21 protein-coding genes and 1 pseudogene are annotated in these 19,617 nt (G+C 70.6%); 10 read left to right on the top strand and 12 right to left on the bottom strand.

Annotation, left to right across the window (positions count from 1 at the left end):
- Positions 1-12 precede the first annotated feature (12 nt).
- Positions 13-1,560 carry a carboxyl transferase domain-containing protein gene (locus tag ACZ4XD_RS29330; protein WP_468046999.1) on the bottom strand — a complete coding sequence of 516 codons (1,548 nt, stop codon included), beginning with the start codon at positions 1,558-1,560 and terminating at the stop codon, positions 13-15.
- On the bottom strand, positions 1,553-3,013 hold the full coding sequence (locus ACZ4XD_RS29335) for an acyl-CoA synthetase (protein ID WP_468046931.1): 1,461 nt from the start codon (positions 3,011-3,013) through the stop codon (positions 1,553-1,555). The genes ACZ4XD_RS29330 and ACZ4XD_RS29335 overlap by 8 nt, the downstream gene beginning before the upstream one ends.
- A 308-nt stretch (positions 3,014-3,321) precedes the next feature.
- Here ACZ4XD_RS29335 and ACZ4XD_RS29340 point away from each other — a divergent pair.
- A pseudogene (locus ACZ4XD_RS29340) lies at positions 3,322-3,535 on the top strand (ATP-binding protein); the annotation flags it as partial.
- 17 nt (positions 3,536-3,552) lie between these two features.
- On the opposite strand, the gene ACZ4XD_RS29345 reads toward ACZ4XD_RS29340, so the two are convergent.
- Positions 3,553-4,017, bottom strand: a complete 465-nt coding sequence (locus tag ACZ4XD_RS29345; RefSeq protein WP_468046933.1) for a pyridoxamine 5'-phosphate oxidase family protein — start codon at positions 4,015-4,017, stop codon at positions 3,553-3,555.
- A gap of 313 nt (positions 4,018-4,330) precedes the next feature.
- Between ACZ4XD_RS29345 and ACZ4XD_RS29350 the strand changes: the two genes are divergently transcribed.
- Both ACZ4XD_RS29350 and ACZ4XD_RS29355 read left to right on the top strand, forming a co-directional pair.
- Positions 4,331-4,984, top strand: a complete 654-nt coding sequence (locus ACZ4XD_RS29350; protein WP_468046935.1) for a cysteine hydrolase family protein — start codon at positions 4,331-4,333, stop codon at positions 4,982-4,984.
- Positions 4,985-5,180: 196 nt separating this feature from the next.
- On the top strand, positions 5,181-5,855 hold the full coding sequence (locus tag ACZ4XD_RS29355; RefSeq protein WP_468046937.1) for a pyridoxamine 5'-phosphate oxidase family protein: 675 nt from the start codon (positions 5,181-5,183) through the stop codon (positions 5,853-5,855).
- 96 nt (positions 5,856-5,951) lie between these two features.
- Here ACZ4XD_RS29355 and ACZ4XD_RS29360 read toward each other — a convergent pair whose 3' ends face one another.
- On the bottom strand, positions 5,952-6,662 hold the full coding sequence (locus ACZ4XD_RS29360; RefSeq protein ID WP_468046939.1) for a DUF998 domain-containing protein: 711 nt from the start codon (positions 6,660-6,662) through the stop codon (positions 5,952-5,954).
- Between the two features lie 362 nt (positions 6,663-7,024).
- On the opposite strand from ACZ4XD_RS29360, the gene ACZ4XD_RS29365 reads away from it, so the two are divergent.
- Positions 7,025-7,936, top strand: coding sequence for an SDR family oxidoreductase (locus ACZ4XD_RS29365; protein WP_468046941.1), 912 nt, complete (start codon positions 7,025-7,027; stop codon positions 7,934-7,936).
- Positions 7,937-8,121: 185 nt separating this feature from the next.
- Here ACZ4XD_RS29365 and ACZ4XD_RS29370 read toward each other — a convergent pair whose 3' ends face one another.
- Positions 8,122-8,880, bottom strand: a complete 759-nt coding sequence (locus tag ACZ4XD_RS29370; protein WP_468046943.1) for a DeoR/GlpR family DNA-binding transcription regulator — start codon at positions 8,878-8,880, stop codon at positions 8,122-8,124.
- A gap of 72 nt (positions 8,881-8,952) precedes the next feature.
- Here ACZ4XD_RS29370 and ACZ4XD_RS29375 point away from each other — a divergent pair, with 72 nt between their 5' ends.
- A complete protein-coding gene (locus ACZ4XD_RS29375; RefSeq protein ID WP_468046945.1) occupies positions 8,953-10,260 on the top strand; it encodes an MFS transporter in 1,308 nt (435 codons plus the stop codon).
- 155 nt (positions 10,261-10,415) lie between these two features.
- Here the strand turns inward: ACZ4XD_RS29375 and ACZ4XD_RS29380 are convergent, their stop codons facing one another.
- Positions 10,416-11,297: an NmrA family NAD(P)-binding protein gene (locus ACZ4XD_RS29380; RefSeq protein WP_468046946.1), complete on the bottom strand. Its 882-nt coding sequence runs from the start codon at positions 11,295-11,297 to the stop codon at positions 10,416-10,418.
- A gap of 85 nt (positions 11,298-11,382) precedes the next feature.
- Between ACZ4XD_RS29380 and ACZ4XD_RS29385 the strand changes: the two genes are divergently transcribed.
- Entirely contained in the window at positions 11,383-12,123 is a 741-nt protein-coding gene (locus tag ACZ4XD_RS29385; protein WP_468046948.1) for a helix-turn-helix transcriptional regulator, read from the top strand.
- A 132-nt stretch (positions 12,124-12,255) separates the two neighbouring features.
- On the opposite strand, the gene ACZ4XD_RS29390 is transcribed toward ACZ4XD_RS29385, so the two are convergent.
- Entirely contained in the window at positions 12,256-12,711 is a 456-nt protein-coding gene (locus ACZ4XD_RS29390) for an SgcJ/EcaC family oxidoreductase (RefSeq protein ID WP_468046950.1), read from the bottom strand.
- A gap of 95 nt (positions 12,712-12,806) precedes the next feature.
- On the opposite strand from ACZ4XD_RS29390, the gene ACZ4XD_RS29395 reads away from it, so the two are divergent.
- A complete protein-coding gene (locus ACZ4XD_RS29395) occupies positions 12,807-13,310 on the top strand; it encodes a MarR family winged helix-turn-helix transcriptional regulator (protein ID WP_468046952.1) in 504 nt (167 codons plus the stop codon).
- A gap of 220 nt (positions 13,311-13,530) precedes the next feature.
- Here ACZ4XD_RS29395 and ACZ4XD_RS29400 read toward each other — a convergent pair whose 3' ends face one another.
- From ACZ4XD_RS29400 to ACZ4XD_RS29420, 5 genes are all read right to left on the bottom strand, one after another.
- The gene (locus tag ACZ4XD_RS29400; protein WP_468046954.1) at positions 13,531-14,334 is read right to left on the bottom strand and encodes a class I SAM-dependent methyltransferase; all 804 of its coding nucleotides are present in this window, start codon (positions 14,332-14,334) and stop codon (positions 13,531-13,533) included.
- Between the two features lie 60 nt (positions 14,335-14,394).
- Positions 14,395-14,553, bottom strand: coding sequence for a hypothetical protein (locus tag ACZ4XD_RS29405; RefSeq protein ID WP_468046956.1), 159 nt, complete (start codon positions 14,551-14,553; stop codon positions 14,395-14,397).
- Positions 14,554-14,606: 53 nt separating this feature from the next.
- Positions 14,607-16,085, bottom strand: coding sequence for an aminotransferase class I/II-fold pyridoxal phosphate-dependent enzyme (locus tag ACZ4XD_RS29410; RefSeq protein WP_468046958.1), 1,479 nt, complete (start codon positions 16,083-16,085; stop codon positions 14,607-14,609).
- Positions 16,086-16,237: 152 nt separating this feature from the next.
- Positions 16,238-16,897: an HAD family hydrolase gene (locus ACZ4XD_RS29415; protein WP_468046960.1), complete on the bottom strand. Its 660-nt coding sequence runs from the start codon at positions 16,895-16,897 to the stop codon at positions 16,238-16,240.
- Positions 16,898-16,939: 42 nt separating this feature from the next.
- Positions 16,940-17,599 carry a LysE family translocator gene (locus ACZ4XD_RS29420; protein ID WP_468046962.1) on the bottom strand — a complete coding sequence of 220 codons (660 nt, stop codon included), beginning with the start codon at positions 17,597-17,599 and terminating at the stop codon, positions 16,940-16,942.
- A 337-nt stretch (positions 17,600-17,936) separates the two neighbouring features.
- Here ACZ4XD_RS29420 and ACZ4XD_RS29425 point away from each other — a divergent pair, with 337 nt between their 5' ends.
- The 3 genes from ACZ4XD_RS29425 (at position 17,937) to ACZ4XD_RS29435 (ending at position 19,580) form a co-directional block, all read left to right on the top strand.
- Positions 17,937-18,299, top strand: a complete 363-nt coding sequence (locus ACZ4XD_RS29425; protein ID WP_468046964.1) for a 5-carboxymethyl-2-hydroxymuconate Delta-isomerase — start codon at positions 17,937-17,939, stop codon at positions 18,297-18,299.
- Between the two features lie 85 nt (positions 18,300-18,384).
- Positions 18,385-19,035: a TMEM175 family protein gene (locus tag ACZ4XD_RS29430; RefSeq protein ID WP_468047001.1), complete on the top strand. Its 651-nt coding sequence runs from the start codon at positions 18,385-18,387 to the stop codon at positions 19,033-19,035.
- A 128-nt stretch (positions 19,036-19,163) separates the two neighbouring features.
- The gene (locus ACZ4XD_RS29435) at positions 19,164-19,580 is read left to right on the top strand and encodes a VOC family protein (protein WP_468046966.1); all 417 of its coding nucleotides are present in this window, start codon (positions 19,164-19,166) and stop codon (positions 19,578-19,580) included.
- Positions 19,581-19,617 lie beyond the last annotated feature (37 nt).

A 19,617-nucleotide genomic window follows, 5' to 3' on the forward strand; every position in this document is an offset into this window, starting at 1 on the left:
CCCCGGCTCTTCTCAGGCCGGTGGGACGATGCCTCGGATGACGCCCAGGTCCAGCAAGTCCTGTGGGCGGATGCGGAGTTGGTTCGCGGTCTGGTGGATCCGGGTCTCGTCGCGTTTGAGGATGGCCGCGGCCAGTTCCGGGGCGATCACGGAGAAGTAGCTGTCCGGTGTGGCCCAGAGCCGGTCCGGTGCGGCCAGGGCCAGTGCGCCGCCCGAACCGCCCTCGCCGATGAGCAGGGAGGTGACGGGGACCCGGGCGGTGGCGAGCGCCGCGAAGGTGTCGGCGATGGCGGCCCCGGCGCCGGCCCGCTCGGCCGCTGCGTCGTTGGCGGCCCCCGGCGTGTCCACGAGGGTGAGGACCGGGATGCCGAGCCGGTCGGCGAGCCGGACGAGCCGCGCGGCGGTACGGAACCCGGCCGGGCGGATGGCCGTACCGCACTGGGCGGCGAAGGCGATGGTGCGCCCCTGGCGACGGCCGAACCCGCACCGGATCCCGGGGTCGACGCCGCCGCAGCGGTCGCCGCTGATCTCCTCCCGGTCGTCGAAATAGGCACACAGATACGCCTCGGCGCGCGGCCGCCCGGATGCGCGGGCACGGAGCACCGCACCCCAGCCGGTCTCCGGCAGCTCGGGTGGGCCGAGCGCCTCCGGCGGAGCCGCCGGCTCCACCGTCGCCGCGAAGTCCCGTGGTGTTCCCAGTAGTTGCAGCCACCGCTGGAGCGTGGCCCGCAGCCGGTCGGGTGGGACGACGGCGTCAATCTGGCCGGCGGTCAGCTGCCCCTCGGCGGTGTAGGCGGCGGGGTCGGCGTCCGGGGGACGCACCCGCGAGCCCGCGAAGCCGACCTGCGCCCCGGGGAGCGCGAGGATCACATCGGCGCCCGCGCCCAGGGTGGCCCAGCCGCCGCCGGTCGTCGGATCGCGCAGTACGGCGAGCTGCGGGAGCCCAGCGGCGCGGTTCAGCGCCGACTGCCGTGCCACTCGCTGGAGTTGGGTCAGTGCGCGCATCCCTTCCTGCATCCGGCTGCCGCCCGTGGCGATCAGCGAGACGACCGGCAGGCCGTGCTCACGCGCATGGGTGTAGGCGGCCTCCAGCCGGTCGCCGGTGCGCTCGCCGAGGGAGCCGCCCAGATAGCGGAACTCGAAGGAGAGCACGACCGTTTCCCGGCCGCCTATCGTGGCCAGGGCGGTGACCACCGACTCGTCCTCGCCGGTCCGCTCCCGGGCGCGGGCCCGCGCGTCGTCGTAACCGTGCCAGCCGAGGGGGCCGTCCGGCGCGGACGACGCACCGGGCACGGTGCCACGACCATCGGGCACGGCCGCCTCGCTGTAGTTGTCCGCCACCGCCGCGATGGCCTGACGGGCGGTCAGCCGGGCGCATGGCAACGTCGCGGCACCGGCACCGGCACCGGCACCGGCACCGGCATCCGCACCGGCACTGGCACCGGCTCCGGTGCCCGGATCCCGTTCGCGAGCCGCGGCGCCTTCGCCATCACGGCGGCCGTCGGCCTCTCCGGCGACCGCCTCCCGGTCCCCGGCCCCGTCGCTTCCGCCGCTAGGCATGGAGCTCACGCTTGAGGATCTTGCCCATGTCGTTGCGCGGCAGGGCGTCCAGGAAGTGCACGGTGCGGGGGCGTTTGTGAGGTGCGAGCTGGCGGGCGACGTGGTCGACGAGTTCCTCCGCGGAGGGTGCCGGGCCGGCGCCCGGACCGGTTTCCGCCACGATCCAGGCGACGATCCGCTCGCCGAGGTCCTCGTCCGGCGCGCCGGTGACGGCGGCCTCGGCGACACCCGGGTGGGCCAGGAGCGCATTCTCGATCTCGCCCGCGCCGATCTTGTAGCCACCGCTCTTGATCAGATCGGTGGCCTTACGGCCCACGATGCGGTAGTTACCGGCGGCGTCGCGGACCGCCATGTCCCCGGTGCGGAACCAGCCGCCGTCGAAGGCCGCGGCGGTGGCATCGGGGCGGTTGAGGTACTCGACGAAGAGGTTCGGGCCGCGGACCTGAATCTCGCCGACCGTCTCGGCGTCATGCGCCTCGATGGCCTGGCCCGTTTCGTCGACGAGCCGGACATACACCCCGGGGAGCGGTACGCCGACCGTGCCCGCCGCATCGGGCCCGTCCGCCCGGACGCTGGTGTTCATGAGCGTCTCCGTCATCCCGTAGCGCTCGATCACCCGTCGGCCAGTGGCCGCGGTGATCCGCTCGTGATCGGTCAGTGGCAGCGCGGCTGAGCCGGAGACCAGCAGCCGGGCCCGGGAGAGCGCCTTGGCGAGCGAGGGATTCTGCCCCGCCTCGGCAGCCAGGCGGTGGTACATCGTCGGTACGCCGAACAGCATCGTGCCCTCCGCGGCGAGCTCCCGGGCCACCGCCTCGGTGCTGAAGCGGCCCAGGTGGTGAACGCTGCCGCCGCGGCGCAACGGCCCGAGGATGCCAAGGATCAGCCCATGGACATGAAAGAGCGGCAGGGCGTGCACCAGCACGTCGTCGGCGGTCCACTGCCAGGCGTCCGCCAACGCGTCGAGGGTGTGCGTCAGGGCGCGCCGGGGGAGGACCACGCCCTTGGGCGGTCCGGTCGTGCCGGAGGTGTAGACGATCAGGGCCGGGGCCTCATCGCCCGGTTCGTTCGGCAGCGGGGCCGGCCCGGTCTCCTCGGACGGGGCCGTGGCCTCGATGTCGATACGGGACAGCGCGGCGAGCGGGCCCGGCAGCTCGGCGCCCGGCTCGGCCAGGACGAGCGAGGGCGCGCTGTCCGCCACGATGTGCGCCAGCTCGCTCTCACCGATCTTCGGATTGACCGGCACCACGGCCACCCCGGCGAGCAGTGCCGCCACCGCAGCGACCGAGGTCTCCAGCGTCGGCGTCGCCCAGAGGGCGATACGGGTCTCACCGGCGATCCGCTCGGCGAGCACGCCTGCCACCGAAGCCAACTCGCGATGGCTGAGGCTGCGGTCGCCGAAGCACAGCGCGGGTGCGGGCGAAGCGTCGCGCAGCGCGGGGAAGAGCACGTTCACCGGATCTCCTTCGTCCTCGTCGGCACCCGGCCACCTCACGGCCGGGCCGCCCCGCTCGCGCACCTGCCGGTACCGAACGGCCTGACCCACACCACTCTCGCAGAGACCACTGACATGACGGCGTTGATGTTGGTTTTGGTGTTGGTCTTGGTGTGGGCGCGGGAGTCGGTGTTGCGGCCCTTCGAGACGGGCGACACCTGATCTTGGTGGTGGACACCACCCGGAGAAACGCCGAAGCCGTACCGGATTTCCGCCGTGCCCGTGCCCGTGCCCGTTCCCGCGGCCCGCGCAGCGCCAGCGTTGAGCCCGTGATCGTATGGCTTAACGGCGCCCATGGTGCAGGCAAGACGACGACCAGCGCACTCGTGCAGCCGCTCCTCCCGGATGCCCGGGTGTTCGACGCCGAGAAGGTCGGTGAGGCACTTCGTCCTCCACGCCGACCAGGACACCCTCCGCGGGCGTATCGCGGGCGACACCGTTCTTGGCCCCAACTCGCCGTTCCGTCTCACACACCTTGAGCCCCCCCGGGTGCGCGCGCCTCACCCCGGGATCTTGCGGAAGTCCCACGACGTGACGGACTCCGGCGTCAGCCGCAGCCACGCATGCCGGCCGTCGTGCGGCATCGCGGACATCCCGAAGTACTTCTTCGCGAAGAGCCGCTCCGGGGCGTCCAGTTCGGAGCACGGCTCGCCCGTGCGCGGCGCCTCGCCGACGAACTCCGCACGGCCTGCCAACTCGGCCCCGCGCAGCTCGCCGTACGCGTACCCGTCATCGACGACCACCGCGATCCGCGGGTCCTTGCGCAGCTGGGCCCACCGCTTGCTGCGGGTGATCGAATAGAGCCACAGCGCCGTACCGTCCCAGACGAACCACAGCGCCCCGACGTGCGGCGCACCGTCGCCACCCACCGTGGCGACCCGGCAGGTGCGCTGCGCCATGAGGAAGTCGTCGAGCTCGCCCTGCGTCATCATGATCCGGCGCCCACGCCGCTGTGTGTCGGCCATCCGTCATCACCCTCCGCCGTGCGCCGCTCGTGCGGCACTGACCCGGTCACCTGACGCTGTCCCAGATTCCTGACTGGGCGTCAGAAAGCATGCGGGCTCTTCCTGCTGTGCGCAATGGCCGCTACCCTCGGGCGGCCTTCAAGGGGCTCATTGGGGGAGTGCCGCCAACAGGACGGAGGGGCGTCGGGAGGCGCGCCGCCAGAGCCCAGGCCCCGTGGGAGCCCGGGCCCATCACGGTCCGGCCCTGCCCGCCCCGGACCCGCGGGAGCCGAGACCCGGCCCACGGGGACCGGATCCACCAGAGAGGTACGCGATGCCTTCGGATACTGCTACTGCACGGCTCGCCAGGCAACTGGACCCGGCCGGGACGGTGCTGCTCACCGTGGAGTGCCAGCGCGGGGTGGTCGGCCCGGACAGCGCACTGCCCGAACTGGCGGATGCGGCACGCGAGTCGGGGGCGCTGGCGAACGTCGCCCGGCTGGTGGCAGCGGCCCATGAGGCCGGCGTTCAGGTGCTGCACGCGGTCGCCGAACGCCGTCCCGACGGCCGCGGTGCCAGCCACAACGCCCGCCTGTTCAAGGCGGCCGAGCGACTGCCCGTCCAACAGCTCACCGGATCCGCCGCGGTCCATATCGCCGACCCGATACCCGTCTCCGGGGACGACCTGGTGGTGCGCAGACTGCACGGCCTCTCGCCCATCGCCGGCACCGACGTGGACGCCTTGCTGCGCAACTTCGGGTGCCGGACGCTGGTCGTCACCGGAGTATCGGCGAACGTGGCCATCCCCAACGCCGTCTTCGACGCCGTCAACCTCGGCTACACGGCCGTAGTACCCGCCGACGGCATCGCGGGCGTCCCTGCCGACTACACCCCCGCGATGATCCGCCACACCCTCGCCCTGGTCGCCACCGTCACGACCACCGACCAGGTCCTGACCGCCTGGAGCCGACCGCACCAGGGCGACTGACCGATCTGCGGAATTCGTTGCCACCGACTCCCAACACAACGAAATCAGATAAGCGTCTAGCCTTTTACGGATGTGATCAGTAGGCTCCGCCGAAGCCTTCGGGCCGCCCACTCAGCAACAAAATCACGCCCGTTCCCGTACCAGTTACGGCTCACCCCCCGGCACCTGCACGCAGTCGCCGCACCCAAGGACAGCCATGCCCCCACCCCCGCACGGCCGGTCGCTGCCGGAGACCGACCGCACACGTCACCGCCGTCTCCGCGAACAGGGCAGCCTCGACCGTGCCGAGCTCGACGCGATCCTGGCGGCGGGCTTCGTCTGCCACCTCGGAGTGAGCGTGGACGGCACCCTGATGGTCGTGCCCACGGTCTACGGCTCGGACGGCAGCACGCTCTACTTCCATGGCTCCGTCGCCAGCCGCAGCCTGGTCGCGTCCCCGGGGGCCGCCGTGTGTGTCACCGTCACCCACGTCGACGGACTGGTGCTCGCCCGCTCGGTCTTCGAGCACGGCGTCAATTACCGCAGCGCCATGGTCTTCGGCGTCCCCCGCCCGGTCACCGACCCGGACGAGAAACTCGAAGGACTGCGCTGCCTCACCGAGCAGGCCACACCCGGCCAGTGGGACTACGCCCGTCGCCCCAGCCGCAAGGAACTGGCCGCTACCACCCTGCTCGCGCTCTCCTTGGAGGAAGCATCGGTAAAAGTGCGCACCGGGCCCCCCGACGATGGCGAAAGCCCTGACGCGGAACTTCCCGTGTGGGCCGGCACCCTTCCCCTGCACGCTTCCTGGGGTACCCCCGAACCGGACCCCCTGCTCACCCCGGGCATCGTCGCCCCACCCCACATCGCCCAACGGGCAGGGACTCGGTAACCCCGGCCCCGGCCGGCCGCTCCGTGCCGGCCAGTGGGCTTGCCGAAGAGGCAGACCGCACGCAACTGGGCTACCCGGACCGACCGCCCACCATCGTCAGTGCCGGGGCAAGCGGTATCGGGTGGCACGGGGCGGTTCCCCGACGACACCCCGCTGGCGAGAAGAAGGGCCCTCACCCGCCCCATAGCGATAAATCGCCACGGCCAACAGCGCAAACCACGTTCCGACGGAGGCCAGATGGATGCGCTGGGCCAGGCCATGGCCACCCGGGTGTCCGAAAAAGGGGCCGACCGTAAGGATTGCGGCAGTCATGGAGACTGCCAAGAGCCAGGGCCCCCAGCGGCGCACGAGTTCCATGGGCGGGTGGCCGTACCGGGAGGCGGTGATGAAGAGAGCTATCGAGGCGAACAGGGCGAAGTGCACCATGCCGCTTGTGGTGGTGTGCCAGAGACTGCCCTCCGGACAGTCGCGGTCCACCGACGGCGCGCAGTGCAGTGGCATCAGTACGTCGGCGATGGAGAACACCCCGAAAGCTGCGGTGGCCACGCCCCCGGCCGAGGCCCAGGAGCCGGGCAGAACGGTCCAGGCGAGTGCTCCGCCGGTCACCACCAGCGCCGCGCAGGCGATCTCCACCAGGCTGAAGACGACCCGGTAGGGCTGGTCGGCCGCGAACAGCTCGCTGACGTAGGAGTCGCGCTGGTGCAGCCCCGTGGGCAGGAAGAACTGGAGCACCCAATCGTTGTAAACCACCGACGCCGCCAGCAGCAGCCCTGCCGAAGCCGTGCCCCGAGTCGGCCGCAGCCTCACCGGTACCGAACGGAAGTGGAAGCGGACACCGCACCCTCCTCACGTATCGCCGAAACGCTGTCCGACGGCCGGCCACCACAGCGCGCAAAACCAAGGCCCATAGGGTTGCTGCCCGAACCTCTGCGTACGCATCTCTGACCTGGCCACCCTTCACCCGAACAGCCGACGGCCGTTCCCTTGCGGCGCCAGCCCGTTTTCGGGTGTGAAGGGGAAAGGCGTGAGAGGCGGCGGATATAAGGACTCCGCTCGGTCCGGCGCGCGGCCGGGCTCTCTCGCTTCTACGGTGAGAAAGGGTCTGTCGCTCGTGCGGGGGAGAGGTCTGTGCCGGCCTCCGAGGATTCAGCCGTCGTGAGGAGAGCGTGATGGCCCGCTGCCGGAGAGCGCATTCTCTGTATGGGCGTACTGCTGTGGTGACCGGGGCCGCTCGTGGGGTGGGGAATGCCCTGGCTTGGGAGCTGGCTCGTCGGGGAGCCCGTCTTGCCCTGCTCGATCATGAGGGAGAGGCTCTTCGCCGGGTGGCGTCCTCTCTGCCGACCGAGGCGCATTGCTGGAGCGTCGACGTGACTCAGGACGCGGCCATGGCCCGGGTGGCGGAGGAGGTTCGCGACCGATTGGGGCAGGCGAGTGTCGTCGTGGCGAACGCGGGAGTCGCGGAAGGCGGGCCGTTCGCGGAGTCCGATCCGATGACGTGGCGCCGGGTGATCGAGGTCAATTTGATCGGCAGCGCGATTACCGCCCGCTCCTTTTTGCCGGACCTGCTGGCCACCCGCGGTTACTTTCTTCAGGTGGCCTCACTGGCGTCCATCGGTGCGGCTCCGCTGATGAGTTCGTACTGTGCTTCCAAGGCCGGCGTGGAATCCTTCACGCAGTCGTTGCGTGCGGAACTCGCGGCGCAGCACGTCCGGGTGGGAATCGCCTATCTGAATTGGACCGATACCGACATGGTCCGGGGTGCGGACCAGTACCCCGTGCTGCGCGAACTCCGTGCCCATATGCCGCCGCCGGCACGGAAGGTCTACCGCGCGGACTGGGTGGCCGCCCGGTTGGCAACGGCGGTGGAGCGACGCTCGACCGCCGTGTACACACCCGCCTGGCTCCGTACCGTGCAGGTCATTCGCGCCGCACTGCCCATCGTCGTCACACATCTCTCACGCCGGGAACTCCCGCGGCTGGCGGCCCGTTCCTCCTTCGAAGTGACGGGTCTGCTGGGGGCTGGAGGACGAGCTGATGCCGCTGCCTGGCACCGGGCCGAGGCCGAAGAAGGCCCGCAGTGAGCGAATACGCCCAGCATCGCCGCCCCATTAGGGGGCGGTGCGGCGAGCCACCCGCGGGGGCCGAGACAGGCAGTAACTCGGAGACAGGCAGTAACTCGCCAGTTCCCCGGGCATGTTGGAGAGCAGCTCCCCGAGAATGTTGGAGGACAGGGCGAGGCGACGGCCCTGTGCCGCGAGCCCTGGGGCTACACCCTCCGTACGGTCACGCCCGCCGCGGTCAGGGACTCGGTCTGGTCGTCCGGTGCGGAGTCGTCGGTGACAACGGCGTGCAGGGCGGGGGCGGGGGCGACGAAGGCGAGGGCGGTGCGGGAGAGCTTGGCGGCTTCCGCGACGGCGATCACGCGGCGGGCAGCGGTGATCGCTGCCAGTTTGACGGCGGCATCGTCCAAGTCGTAGGCGGTCAGGCCGTTTTCGGCGTTCAGCCCGCAGCAGCCGATGATCGCGGTGTCGAAGCGCAGGGCGGCCAGGGACGCCTGGGTCAGGGGGCCGGTCAGTGCCAGTTCGCCCGGCCGGGGCCGGCCGCCGGGTACCAGTAGCGTCAGCTGCGGCGCCTCTGCCAGGGCGTTCACCGCGTGCAGGGAGAGCGGCATGACGGTCAGCCGGCGGTCCGCCAGCACACGGGCCACTTCCAGGCAGGTGGTGCCGCTGTCGAGGACCACGGACTCTCCGTCGGCCACCAGCCGGGCGGCCTCGACGGCCATGCGCCGTTTGACCTCCGTCCCTTCCTGGGCCCGCAGCGCGAACGGCGGCTCCTCGCCGCGCAGCAGCAGGCTCCTCGCACCTCCGCGGTACCGCTCAAGTACCCCCTGGGAAGCCAGAACTTCCAGGTCACGGCGGATGGTCATCTCGGAAGTGCCGGTGAGCCCGGCCAGCTCCGCGACGCCGATGCTGCCCGCCGTCCGCACCGCCTCAGTGATCTGCCTCAGTCGATCTGTGCCAGCCATAGCCAGATTGAACATCGATTGCGTTCCAATAGCAACCTTTCGAAAGCTGAACTTGTTCGCTATGTTCGAAGCGTGGAGAGATCACTGCGGCTCGGCCGCCTGGCCACCTTCGCCTACTTCGTCCTGAACGGCTTCCTGATGGGGATGTGGATCGTCCACATCCCCGATATCGAGCACCGCGCAGGGATCAGTCATGCCGTGCTCGGCTGGCTCCTGCTGCTGCTCGGCGCGGGAGCCTTCGCCGGTATGCAGCTCGTCGGCCCCCTCACCGACCGCTTCGGTGCCCGTACCGTCGTACCGCTCAGCGCGGCCCTGTGCAGCGCCGGTGTGGTCCTGCCGGGATGGGCCGCGAACGCCTGGACGCTGGGGGCGGCACTGCTGGTGCTCGGTCTCGGCAACGGCTGCCTGGATGTCAGCATGAACGCCCACGCCATCCAGGTCGAGCGCGGCTACCGACGGCCCGTCATGTCCGCCTTCCACGCCGCCTTCTCCATCGGTGGCGTCCTTGCCGCGCTGGCCGGCGCGCGGATGCTCAGCTGGGGCTGGAGCCCGGTGGCGAACCTCGGCACGGTGGCGCTCCTGGGGCTGGCGATCGCTGCGGTGGCGGCCCCCGCGCTCCTGGGGACCCGCGGCGCCGATGCCCCCGAGACCGCCGATGGCCCCGAGCCCCCCGAGGGCCCTGCTGCTGCCGCGAAGGGCCGGCGCGGGACCACAACCCCCAGGCGCATCTGGGGCCTCGCCACTCTCGCTCTGATGATCATGCTGTGCGAGGGCGTGGCCAATGACTGGAGCACGCTCCACCTGCGCAACGTCCTGGGCGCGCCGGCCGCCACCGCCGCCCTCGCCTACGGGGCCTTCTCCACCGCCATGACCATCGGCCGTCTGCTTACCGACCGGGTGGCCGCGCGTTTCGGCTCGGTGGCCGTTCTCCGCTACGGGGCGTCCGCTGCCGCACTCGGTCTGACCGCGGCGTCGCTCTCCTCCTCGATCCCCCTGGCCCTGATCGGCTGGACGCTGTTCGGAGCCGGACTGTCCGGTTGCGTCCCCCAGCTCTTCAGCGCCGCGGGCCATGCCGACCCGGACGCCGCCGGTACCAACGTCTCCCGCGTCGCGGGCCTCGGCTACGTCGGCATGCTCGCCGGCCCCGCGGTCATCGGCCCCCTGACCCAGGTCATGCCGCTCCACCTCACGTTCTTCCTGCCCGTGGCATTCTGCGCGGTCGCCGCGGCCACGGCCGGCACCCTGCGACCGCGTCACGCTGTCCCCGCACGCCTGGAGACCCGGGACGGTACGACCGGCTCCGCCGCACGCCCGGCCCACGCAGCCCCTCGTGAGACCACCCCCGGCACCCACTCCGTGGAGCCAAGTCATGAGCATTAAGGCAGAGATCATCCGAGAGGCGAGCCGGGAGAGCGTGGACCCCTACGGCCGGTGGAGCCGCTGCCGGACCGGCTCCACACGGTCAGGCGGGAAGCCTGGGTAAGGGCAGGGGGCCGGCAGGTCGGCTTGGAGCCGCTGCTGCCTGCGGCAGTGACTTACGGCGCATCCGCGATCCGGTGACGGAGATGGTCGTAGGCCCAGGCAGCGAGGGTGGTCGGGGTGGTCGTCCGGACGGTGCGGGGCTGTTCGGGCACGAAGTCTTCGCGCAGTCCGGTCGACATGCCGAGCATGGCCTCAACCGCTTCGTCGGTCATCCCGGCCTGGCGGAGCTGGGTGCGCATGGCGTCGTCAGTGATCCGTTCGACGCTGATCCGCCGGCCGGTGGCCGCGGTAAGGATCGTGGCGACCTGTCGCCAGGTCAGGTCGGCGGGTCCGTGCACTGCTTGTACGCAGCGGCCGGACCAGGCGGGAGAAAGCAGGTGGGTGGCCGCGACCTCGGCGATGTCGCGAGGTGCCACCCAGGCCATGGGCTGGTCGAGCGGGAGGATCACCTGGAGGGTGCCGGCGCGCAGGGCGTCACGTTGAAGTTCGAGGTTGGTGAAGAAGTAGCCGCAGCGGAGGTGGGTGACGTCGACGCCCAGGGCATCCAGAGCGGTTTCGGTGTGTGCCAGGCCGTCGATGTCGCCGGCACCATGCCGTTTCTCGGCGCCGACGCTGCTCTGGAAGACGACCCGGCCGATCCCGTTGTCGGTGACGGCGCGGACGACGCTGCTGGTGGCGCGGGCGTAGGCGGCGAGGGGATCCCCGCCGGGGGCGGGCGGGTCCACCCAGAACAGTGCGTCGATGTCTTCGGTGGCGGCCACCACCGCGTCGGCGTCGTACTGGTCGACCCGCACCGCATCCACCTCGCCCCGCACCTCGGGAGCCAGCCGGGCCGGCTCGCGCAGCAAGACGCGCGGGCGGACCCCGGCGCGGACCAGCGTGGCAACGACATGGCGGCCGACGTTGCCGGTCGGGGTGGTGACAGCGATGCGCATGGCTTCCTCTCATTCGGCGACTCCGCATGCAGGCTAGGAGGAGAGGCGGCCTGAACCTGTCCGCCTCTCCTGGAAGGCTGAGGCCATGGACCTCGACCCGACGACCAGGACCCTGACCCTGCTGACTCTGCTGAGGTCGGGGGGTGAGTGGACGGCAGCCGACCTGGCCGAACGGCTCGGCACGAGCGCCCGTACCGTACGGCGCGACGCCCAGCGGCTGCGCCAACTCGGGTACACCGTCGAGGCCCGCCCCGGGCCGGGCAGCGCCTACCGGCTGAGCCCCGGAGTCAAGGTCCCGCCGCTGCTGTTCACCGCTGACGAGGTCACCGCCCTGGTAGCCGGGCTGCATCTGATCCGCGCCTGGCTCCCTGAAGACCCGGTCGCATCCAGCGCCCTGCTCAAGCTCGACCAGGTCCTGCCCCGTCCGCTGCGCCGCCGGGCCGCCGCCACCGACCTCGCGACCGAGGTGCTCCAGCAGCCCGGCGCCGTGGTCGCGGCAGCAACTGTCGGCGTGATCGCCGACGCGGTGGCGGAGGGCGGCAGGCTTGGGTTCCGCTACGTCGACCAGCACGGTCGGCCGTCCACCCGCCTGGTCGAGCCGTACCGCCACTTCCTGCGTGCCGGCCAGTGGTACCTCGTGGCCTTCGACGCCGACCGGGACGACTGGCGCACCTTCCGTCTCGACCGGATCACCGAGATCACTCCGGTGCCGGGTACCTACCAGCCCCACGAATTCCCCGATGCGTCCATCGAGCACTGGCTGACCACCGACTTCGGCCGCGCGCCTGCACGTTCATCCCGCTCCGCCGCCGGGCCCGCCCGGTGACCTCGACGTTCGCGGGCCAGCCACCCAGCTGTGAACGTCTGCCGAGGCCAGAGTGCGCGAGCACGAGCACGAGCAGGCGAGGTCCGGATCCACGCGCTGAGCGGGCGCGTTCGCGTAGCCACCCGGCCCCGGCTACCGCTCCGCCGCCGGTATGAGACCGGGGGCGACCTTGTAGGACATCGCCTCCAGCAGCGGCTTGCGCTGGGTGTTGTGGAAGGCCGCGATGCGCCACCGGCCGTCGTTCTCGCGGATCAGGGTGTACGTCTGGACCTTGCTGAGCTTGCGGGGGTGCCGGCCCTTGTAGGTGTCGCCCCGGCCGTTGACGACGGCCACATCCGGTCCGTAGAAGCGGATGTCGAGGATCTCGTCGGCGAGTTGGGTGTCCTTGAGGAACTTCGCGAAGAGCGTGCGATGGCTCTCCACGATGTCCCGGCGGCCTTGGTAGAAGGTGCCGACATAGGTGGTGTAGGTGGCGTCCTGAGTGAACAGCGCGCCGTACGCCTCGGCGTCGTGGCGGCCCCAGGCGGCGATCAGGTCGTCCACTACTGCCTTGACCGCCGCGATGTCCTGCTCCTGCTGACCCTGCATGGCGCATCCCTCCCTCGCTCATTAGAATCAGGCAGATACTGAATGAAGGCAGTATCTGCATGCATGCAGATAAATTTAGCGAGGTGATTCCGGCGATGGCAAGCCCGGCAAGTGGCGAGGACGAGCACGTGATCTTCCGTCAGTACCTGGACGCGGTGGGCCTACAGGGCCTGGCCAGCGCGGAAGCCGCAGGGCTGCATACCTCGGAGTGGTACGCCTTGAGCCTCATCGCCTTCCACGGCGGTCTCGCCTCAGGCGAACTCGCCGCCAGGACCGGACTCACCACCGGTGCCACCACCCGCCTCATCGACCGCCTCGAAAAGGCCGGCTTCGCGCGCCGGGCCGCCGACGCCCACGACCGCAGGCGCGTGATCGTCGAACCGGTGCCGGACGCCCTGGGGCACATCGAGGAAGTGGTCGGCCCCGCCCGCCGCCACCTCGCGGAGGTGCTTGCGCACTACACCCCCGAGCAACGGGCCCTGCTCTTCGACTACTTCGCCCGCGCCGCACCCGCCTTCCGCGCGGCCACCGAGGAGATCCGGGCGGACACCACCTCCCGGCGAGGCCGGGGACGGAACGCGCGATCCTCGCAGAAATGAGTGCTCTCACACCGCCGGGGCCGGCGCTGCTCCTGCCGTCCAGCGACCGGCCGTTGGGGCTGCGTGCGATCCGGTGCGAGGGAAGACAAAGCCGCAATGGGGTGCCTGCCGCTGATGCCGTGGTGCGGCTTCGCGATGACAGCCCTTGACTGCCTGGCGGGTGTGGACCAGCCGGGGCAGTCGGTCAGGCGGTCGGTCAGGCGGCGGCCGGGCGCGCAGCCTACGGTCGGCGTCCCCATGCGGAGATCATCGGGGCGAGGGCCAGGTCGAGTTGACCGGTGGCGACGTTGGCCAGGTGACGGTCGATTTCCTCGTCGGTGGCCAGTCCGTGCGCGGTCAGTTGGTGGCGGACATGCCGGACTGTCGCGCCTTCCAGTACGGCACAGGCCGGCGAGGTGATGGGGAAGTACGCGTCGGCCTGCACCTCGGCCAGCCCGGCTTCGCGCAGCACCCTGGGCAGGGTCCGCCCGTACGCCAGGTCCGCGCCGCGCGACGCCACCAGGGTGCGGAAGCCGGACCGCAGCCGGTTGGCGAGCTGTTGTTCCGGACCCGACTCTTCGGGGCACAACTGGGGCAGCAAAGCGGGGTCGGCGTCCTCCAGGAGGAGCCAGCCACCGGGCCGCAGTGCTTGGACCATCCGCCGCAGGGCCTCGGCGCGGTCGGCGACATGCACCAGGACCAGCCGGGCGTGCACGAGGTCGAAACCGCCGGGCGGCGGCGGGTCGGCCGCCACGTCGTGGGAGCGCACCTCGATCACACCGTCGGCGATATCGCAGGTCCAGGACACATCGATATCGGTGGCGAGCACCGTGCCGGTCGGACCGACCCGCTCGGCGAGCCCGCGGGGTACCGAGGGGCCGCCGGCGCCGACTTCCCAACACCGCATGCCGGCCCCGATTCCGAGCCGGTCGATGTGCCGGAACGTCACGGGGTCGAATAACTCGGAGAGAGCGCCGAAGCGGATGCCCGCCTCCGACTGTTGGTTGTCCAGAAGATATCCGCGGTCGCTCGTTTGTTCAGTCACGACGCGATTCTGGCAGAGGGACCGCGACCCAGGAGGTGGCCCGCGGTCGGGGGAGAGCGCTCAGGCGCGGGTCGAGAACCGCTCCCACACGCGGTATTGGCCGAGCAGCTGAGTGATCTGGTCCAGGCTGCCGGGGCCGTCATTGCCGAGGACCACGCCGGGGGCGTCGGTCGGGACGCCCGCCTGCTCAGGGACACGCAGGTCATGAGAGCAACGCACGGTTCCGGCAGGCGCTCCTCAAAGGGCCGTGAGCGTCTTGCGCCGTCGCGGAGTCAGTCCTTGCCCTCCGCCATGACCCGCACCGTACGGAGCCGGGTGTCGACGGCGTCGGGAAGGTTCATGCCCGCCTCGATCCCTGAGCGCAGGTAGTGCAGCACGGGTTCGTTGAGGAGTTCGCCCGGCAGTACGGCCGGGATGCCGGGCGGGTAGGGCGTGATCATCTCGGCGGCCACGCGACCCACGGCCTCCTGCACGGGAACGTCTGCCACGGGCCCGAAGAAGGCATCGCGCGGCAGGCAGGTCTGCTGGAGCCGCAGGGTCGCGGGGGGAGGGACGTCGACCGGGGGACCGGTAGGCAGGTCCGGCCCGGCGGCGGACACCGCCCTCAGCGCCTCCAGGAGCACGGCTGTCGTCTCTTGATCGTCAGCGTGGGTGAGCTGGGTGTTGATGCGGCGGTGGTCGGCCAGATGCACATCGACATGCCGGTGCTCACGAAGCCAGTCGGCCACCCGGTACCCCGTGGTGTGGAGCCCGGTGACGTCCACGACGACCGGAAGCGGATCGAAGTCGTCCGCCAGCCCAGGGCCGCAGAAGTCCGCCCGGGCGTGTACGTGGAAGCCGTCGATCTCCTCGATGGCCCCGCGCACCTGAGTCGCCAGCTGGAGGGCGCCCTCCAGCAGGTCGTGGCCGTGCTGGGCCATCTGCCGGCGCCAGCCGTCGAGGCCGGCGTAGATCAGCACGGACGGGCTGGTGGTACCGAGCAGATCGGCCCGGGTCTTGAGCAGGGCCGGGTCGATCAGGTCGCCCTGCAGATGGAAGACGGAGCCCTGCTCCAGGCCGCTCCCCATTTTGTGGATGCTGGTGACGCAGACATCCGCACCCGCGTCCATGGCCCACGTCGGCAGCTCGGGGTGGAAGGGCAGGTGCGCCCCCCAGGCTTCATCGACGATGAGCGGGCTCTGCCGGCGGTGGCAGATGTCCGCGAGGGCACGGAGGTCCGCACAGGTCCCGTACGGGGTGGGACTGGTGACCAGCGCTCCCTTCGCGTCCGGGTGGGCGGCGAAAGCCGCCTCGAAGTCCTCGGCGGACGGTGGGTGCGCCAAGTGCCGGTCGGCGTCCCACCTGGGGTCCACCCACACGGGGTGGATACCGGAGAGGATCAGGCCGGCGACCACGGACTTGTGCGCGTCCCGGCCGATCAGCAGCTTTTCGTGGGGACGTGCGACGGAGAGCATGGCGGCCTTCACCGACAGGGAGCTCCCACAGGTCGAGAAGAAGGTGTGGGAGGCGTGCACGGCATCGGCCATCAGCTTCTCGGCGCGTTCGAGAATCCTCCCGCCGGTACGCCGGTCGTCCAGGCCGCCGGAGGCCAGGACATCCCCGTAGAACACAGCGTCACCCAGCACGTCACGGACCCGCGGATCGGCACCCCGTGCCTGCTTGTGACCAGGAGGGCTGAACGACAGCTGCTTCGAGGAGTGATACCGGGCGAGAGCTTCCAGAACGGGCGCGTGACGGTGGTCCATGGGCATAGCGGACGATTTCCCGACTCTCCAACGGCTAATCATGCGGCCCGCACCGCCCGTGCGTCGCCTTCGCCCGGCTGGGCACAGCTCCGGGGTTCGTAGGGGGAGGGGCTGGGGCCGACCCTGAGCGGCCGCCGTGGAGTCGGGCGCCCCGCCTCCTACCCCAATTGCCGGGCCCACTCGATGAGTTGGCGGTCATCCAAGCCGGTGCCCAGCCAGTCGTGGTCGAGGTCGGCTCCCGGCAGGGACGGTACGACCGCGACGTAGAGCCCGGCGGCACGGGCCGCGGAGATCCCGGTGGCCGAGTCTTCGAAGGCGACGGAGCGCTGTGGCGCCGCACCGAGCGCCTCGCAGGCCATGAGGTAGAGGTCCGGTGCGGGTTTGGGGGAAGCCACCTCGTCGGCGGCGAACGAGTGGGTGAAGTGAGCGGCGAGGCCGGCCGATTCCAGTGCCGTGTCCAGCAGTTCCCGGGGGCTGTTGCTGGCGACGGCTATGGGCACGGCCGCCCGGCAGGCGCGCACCAGCTCCGCTGCTCCGGGGAGGGCGGCCGCGCCCCCGGCCAGCTCCTTGCGGACCCTTTCGAGGAGCTCGGCGGCGAGGTCGGCACCGGCTCCGGGCCGCCCGAAGTAGTCCGCCATGGCCGCTGCCGCGGCCTCCACGGTACGGCCGATGACCAGCGCTTTCTGTTCGGGGCCGAAGGAGTGGCCGTGCGCGGCGAAGATGGCCGTTTCCGCAACGGTCCAGCAGGCCTCGGTGTTGACCAACAGGCCGTCGCAGTCGAAGACCACGGCCTCCACGCCGGTGGGGAGCGAGCGCATGCAGGTGTCCTTTCACTTGGGGGAGTGGGGGGAGTTGGTTGCTCACTCCCCGAACGCGAGCCGGACCCCGAAGGCGGCGATGACCGTACCGGTGACACGGTCGAGACAGCGGCGCGCCGCGGGCTGTTGCAGGCGGTCCCTGAGCACGTGCCCGAGGAAGATCAGTACGCCGGCCCATAGGACGGCCAGCAGGATGTGGATGCCGGTCAGGAGTACGCCCGCGGCGAGGTGTGAGGTGTCGGCAGGGAGGAACTGCGGGAGCACCGCGACGTAGAAGGCGCCCATCTTCGGGTTGAGAAGGTTGGTCGTGAGCCCTTGCCGCCAGCCGCCGAGCAGCGAGTCCCCGGAGCCTGCTCCCGAGGTGACTTCGGCCCCGTTCCCGGGCGCCCCCGGGGCCTCGTCCGCCGAGCGGCGCCAGGTGGCCCACAGCAGCCTGCCGCCCATCCACACCAGGTACGCGGCCCCGGCCCAGCGGAGGATCTCGTACGCGAGGTGGGACGCGGTGAGCAGCGCGGTCACACCGAGCGAGGTGAGCGTGCCCCAGATCAGGGTGCCGCTCTGGATGCCGAGAACCACGCCCCAGGCACGCCGGCGGTGCCCGAGCGCGGCGGTGCGCAGGACGAGGGCGGTGTCCAGTCCGGGAGTGAGGGTGAGCAGTCCCACCATCAAAGAGAAAGTCCACAAGGCGTCGATGGCGATCATGGGCCCTCACGATACGGCGGGGGTGGTGGGACAGCTACTTTTCTGCCCGGTATCGGGCAGGGATTGCGTCTTTTGCCTGCCTGGCGCGTGGAAAACGGCCCGGCCGCCGCCTGTTGGCGTCCCCTCGGCGGTCTTGGGTGTCCGGTGAGGCCGGCTCGCTCGTCCCGGCGAGGGTGAGGGCGGCTGGTCCGGCGGTCGCCCGTGGCGCCCACATCACGTACGGCCGGCGTCCGGCCAACTCCCCCGCGCAGTACGTGTGTCAGCGGGGCTCGGTGCAGCGTGGCCAGGCGCATGGATGAAGATAGGTGTACCGGAAGCGCACCCGAGAGGTCCCCCCATGCCCCACATAACCGTCGATTACTCCGCGCAGTTGGACGGCGTCTTCGACCGTCAGGCGTTCGTGGGGGAGCTGCATCCGATGGTGCTTGAGGGGTCCGGCTCGACGGGTGTGTGCAAGACCTTCTTCCGGCGGGCGACGGAGACATACGTCGGTCAGGGAGCGGCCGGGCGGGTGGCGTTTCTGCATGTGGACATCGGGCTGCTGCCGGGGCGTCCGGATGAGGCCAAGGCGCGGCTGTCGGAGGACGTGCTGGCTCTGCTCGGCAAGCACTTGCCGGCGGATGACGGGCGCGAGGTGGTGGCGTCCGCGGAGGTGCGGGACCTGGCCGGCTCGTACCGCTTGAACCACTGGCCGCGCTAGAGGCACCGCCGCAGGAACACGGCCGGCGCTCAACACGTACACGGGGCAAATCGGAATTTTCCGGGGTGCATGATCCTAGAGTGGCCTGGTGAACGGTGGCCGGCCAGTACGGGATGACGAGGGGAGCGCGGCCCGGCTCCTCGCGTTGGCCGACGGGGTGTTCGCCATCGCGATGACGCTGCTGGCGCTGGACATCGCGGTGCCCGACGGGCTGGACTCCGCCGGTTTCGCGCAGGCGCTGAGGGATGTGATGCCCAAGGTCTGGGCGTACGTCCTCAGTGTGGTGGTCATCGCGGCGTTCTGGCGGGGTCACTACGAGACCTTCCGGTACGTGCGGGACGTGGACGGCACGATCGTCAAGCTGGTGCTGCTGGGCCTGGGGCTGATCGCCCTGATGCCGTTCCCCACCACTCTGCTGGCCGAGTACGGCGACGAGCCGCAGTCGGTGGCCGTCTACTCCGGCGCCGTCGCGGCCATGGGGGCCACGCAGCTCGCGCTGACGATCGTGTTGTGGAAGCGCCCATGGCTGGGGAGAGCGGTGCTGTCCGACCCTGTCGCGCGTAACGACGTGGTCGACCTCGCGGCGACGGTGCTGGTCTTCGCTGTTGCCATCCCGCTCGCCTTCGTCTCGCCGACGGGCGCGAAGCTGCTGTGGGCGGTGCTGATCCCGATCAGGGTGGCGACGGGCCGACGGGGCAAGCGCCTGCGCGCGGACGCTCAACGTGGCAGCCCGTAGCGGGACGGTGATGCCTACGCCGCATACGCCGTATGCGCCCGCCTCACCGTGAGCCCCGGGTCATCCGACTTTGCCCCTGACGGACGTAGGCTGCCCGCGCTGACCATTCCGCATGAAAGGGGCATCTCATGACCTCTCGCCTCAATCCGTACATCAGCTTCTCCGGTGAAGCGAAGCAAGCCATGGAGTTCTACAAGGAGGTCCTCGGCGGCGACCTGTCCGTCCACACCTACGGTTCTTTCGGCTCCGAGGCGCCGCCCGGATACGCCGACAAGATCATGCACAGCCAGCTGGAGACCGCCGGCGGGTTCACCCTGATGGCTGCCGACAATCCGCCCGGGACCGAACACAAACCCGGGAACAACTTCGCGGTGAGCCTGGCCGGCGACGACGCGGACGAACTGCGCGGCTACTGGCAGAAGCTGTCCACGGGCGGCAACGTGGCCGTACCCCTGGAAAAGCAGATGTGGGGGGACGTGTTCGGCATGTGCACGGACAAGTTCGGTATCACGTGGATGGTCAATATCAGCGAGCAGCAGAGCTGATCCGGACGTCGGCGCGTCGGTGCCCAACAGGCGCACC

This window comes from Streptomyces sp. NPDC029466, from assembly GCF_055574515.1.

Excerpts from the sequence above, each read along its gene's own strand:
- ACZ4XD_RS29435 (WP_468046966.1), top strand. The coding sequence starts at position 19,164 with ATGACCTCTCGCCTCAATCCGTACATCAGCTTCTCCGGTGAAGCGAAG.
- ACZ4XD_RS29365 (WP_468046941.1), top strand. The coding sequence starts at position 7,025 with ATGGCCCGCTGCCGGAGAGCGCATTCTCTGTATGGGCGTACTGCTGTG.
- ACZ4XD_RS29345 (WP_468046933.1), bottom strand. The coding sequence starts at position 4,017 with ATGGCCGACACACAGCGGCGTGGGCGCCGGATCATGATGACGCAGGGC.
- ACZ4XD_RS29355 (WP_468046937.1), top strand. The coding sequence starts at position 5,181 with ATGCCCCCACCCCCGCACGGCCGGTCGCTGCCGGAGACCGACCGCACA.
- ACZ4XD_RS29385 (WP_468046948.1), top strand. The coding sequence starts at position 11,383 with ATGGACCTCGACCCGACGACCAGGACCCTGACCCTGCTGACTCTGCTG.
- ACZ4XD_RS29410 (WP_468046958.1), bottom strand. The coding sequence starts at position 16,085 with ATGCCCATGGACCACCGTCACGCGCCCGTTCTGGAAGCTCTCGCCCGG.
- ACZ4XD_RS29425 (WP_468046964.1), top strand. The coding sequence starts at position 17,937 with ATGCCCCACATAACCGTCGATTACTCCGCGCAGTTGGACGGCGTCTTC.
- ACZ4XD_RS29390 (WP_468046950.1), bottom strand. The coding sequence starts at position 12,711 with ATGCAGGGTCAGCAGGAGCAGGACATCGCGGCGGTCAAGGCAGTAGTG.
- ACZ4XD_RS29370 (WP_468046943.1), bottom strand. The coding sequence starts at position 8,880 with ATGGCTGGCACAGATCGACTGAGGCAGATCACTGAGGCGGTGCGGACG.
- ACZ4XD_RS29415 (WP_468046960.1), bottom strand. The coding sequence starts at position 16,897 with ATGCGCTCGCTCCCCACCGGCGTGGAGGCCGTGGTCTTCGACTGCGAC.
- ACZ4XD_RS29380 (WP_468046946.1), bottom strand. The coding sequence starts at position 11,297 with ATGCGCATCGCTGTCACCACCCCGACCGGCAACGTCGGCCGCCATGTC.
- ACZ4XD_RS29350 (WP_468046935.1), top strand. The coding sequence starts at position 4,331 with ATGCCTTCGGATACTGCTACTGCACGGCTCGCCAGGCAACTGGACCCG.
- ACZ4XD_RS29395 (WP_468046952.1), top strand. The coding sequence starts at position 12,807 with ATGGCAAGCCCGGCAAGTGGCGAGGACGAGCACGTGATCTTCCGTCAG.
- ACZ4XD_RS29330 (WP_468046999.1), bottom strand. The coding sequence starts at position 1,560 with ATGCCTAGCGGCGGAAGCGACGGGGCCGGGGACCGGGAGGCGGTCGCC.
- ACZ4XD_RS29420 (WP_468046962.1), bottom strand. The coding sequence starts at position 17,599 with ATGATCGCCATCGACGCCTTGTGGACTTTCTCTTTGATGGTGGGACTG.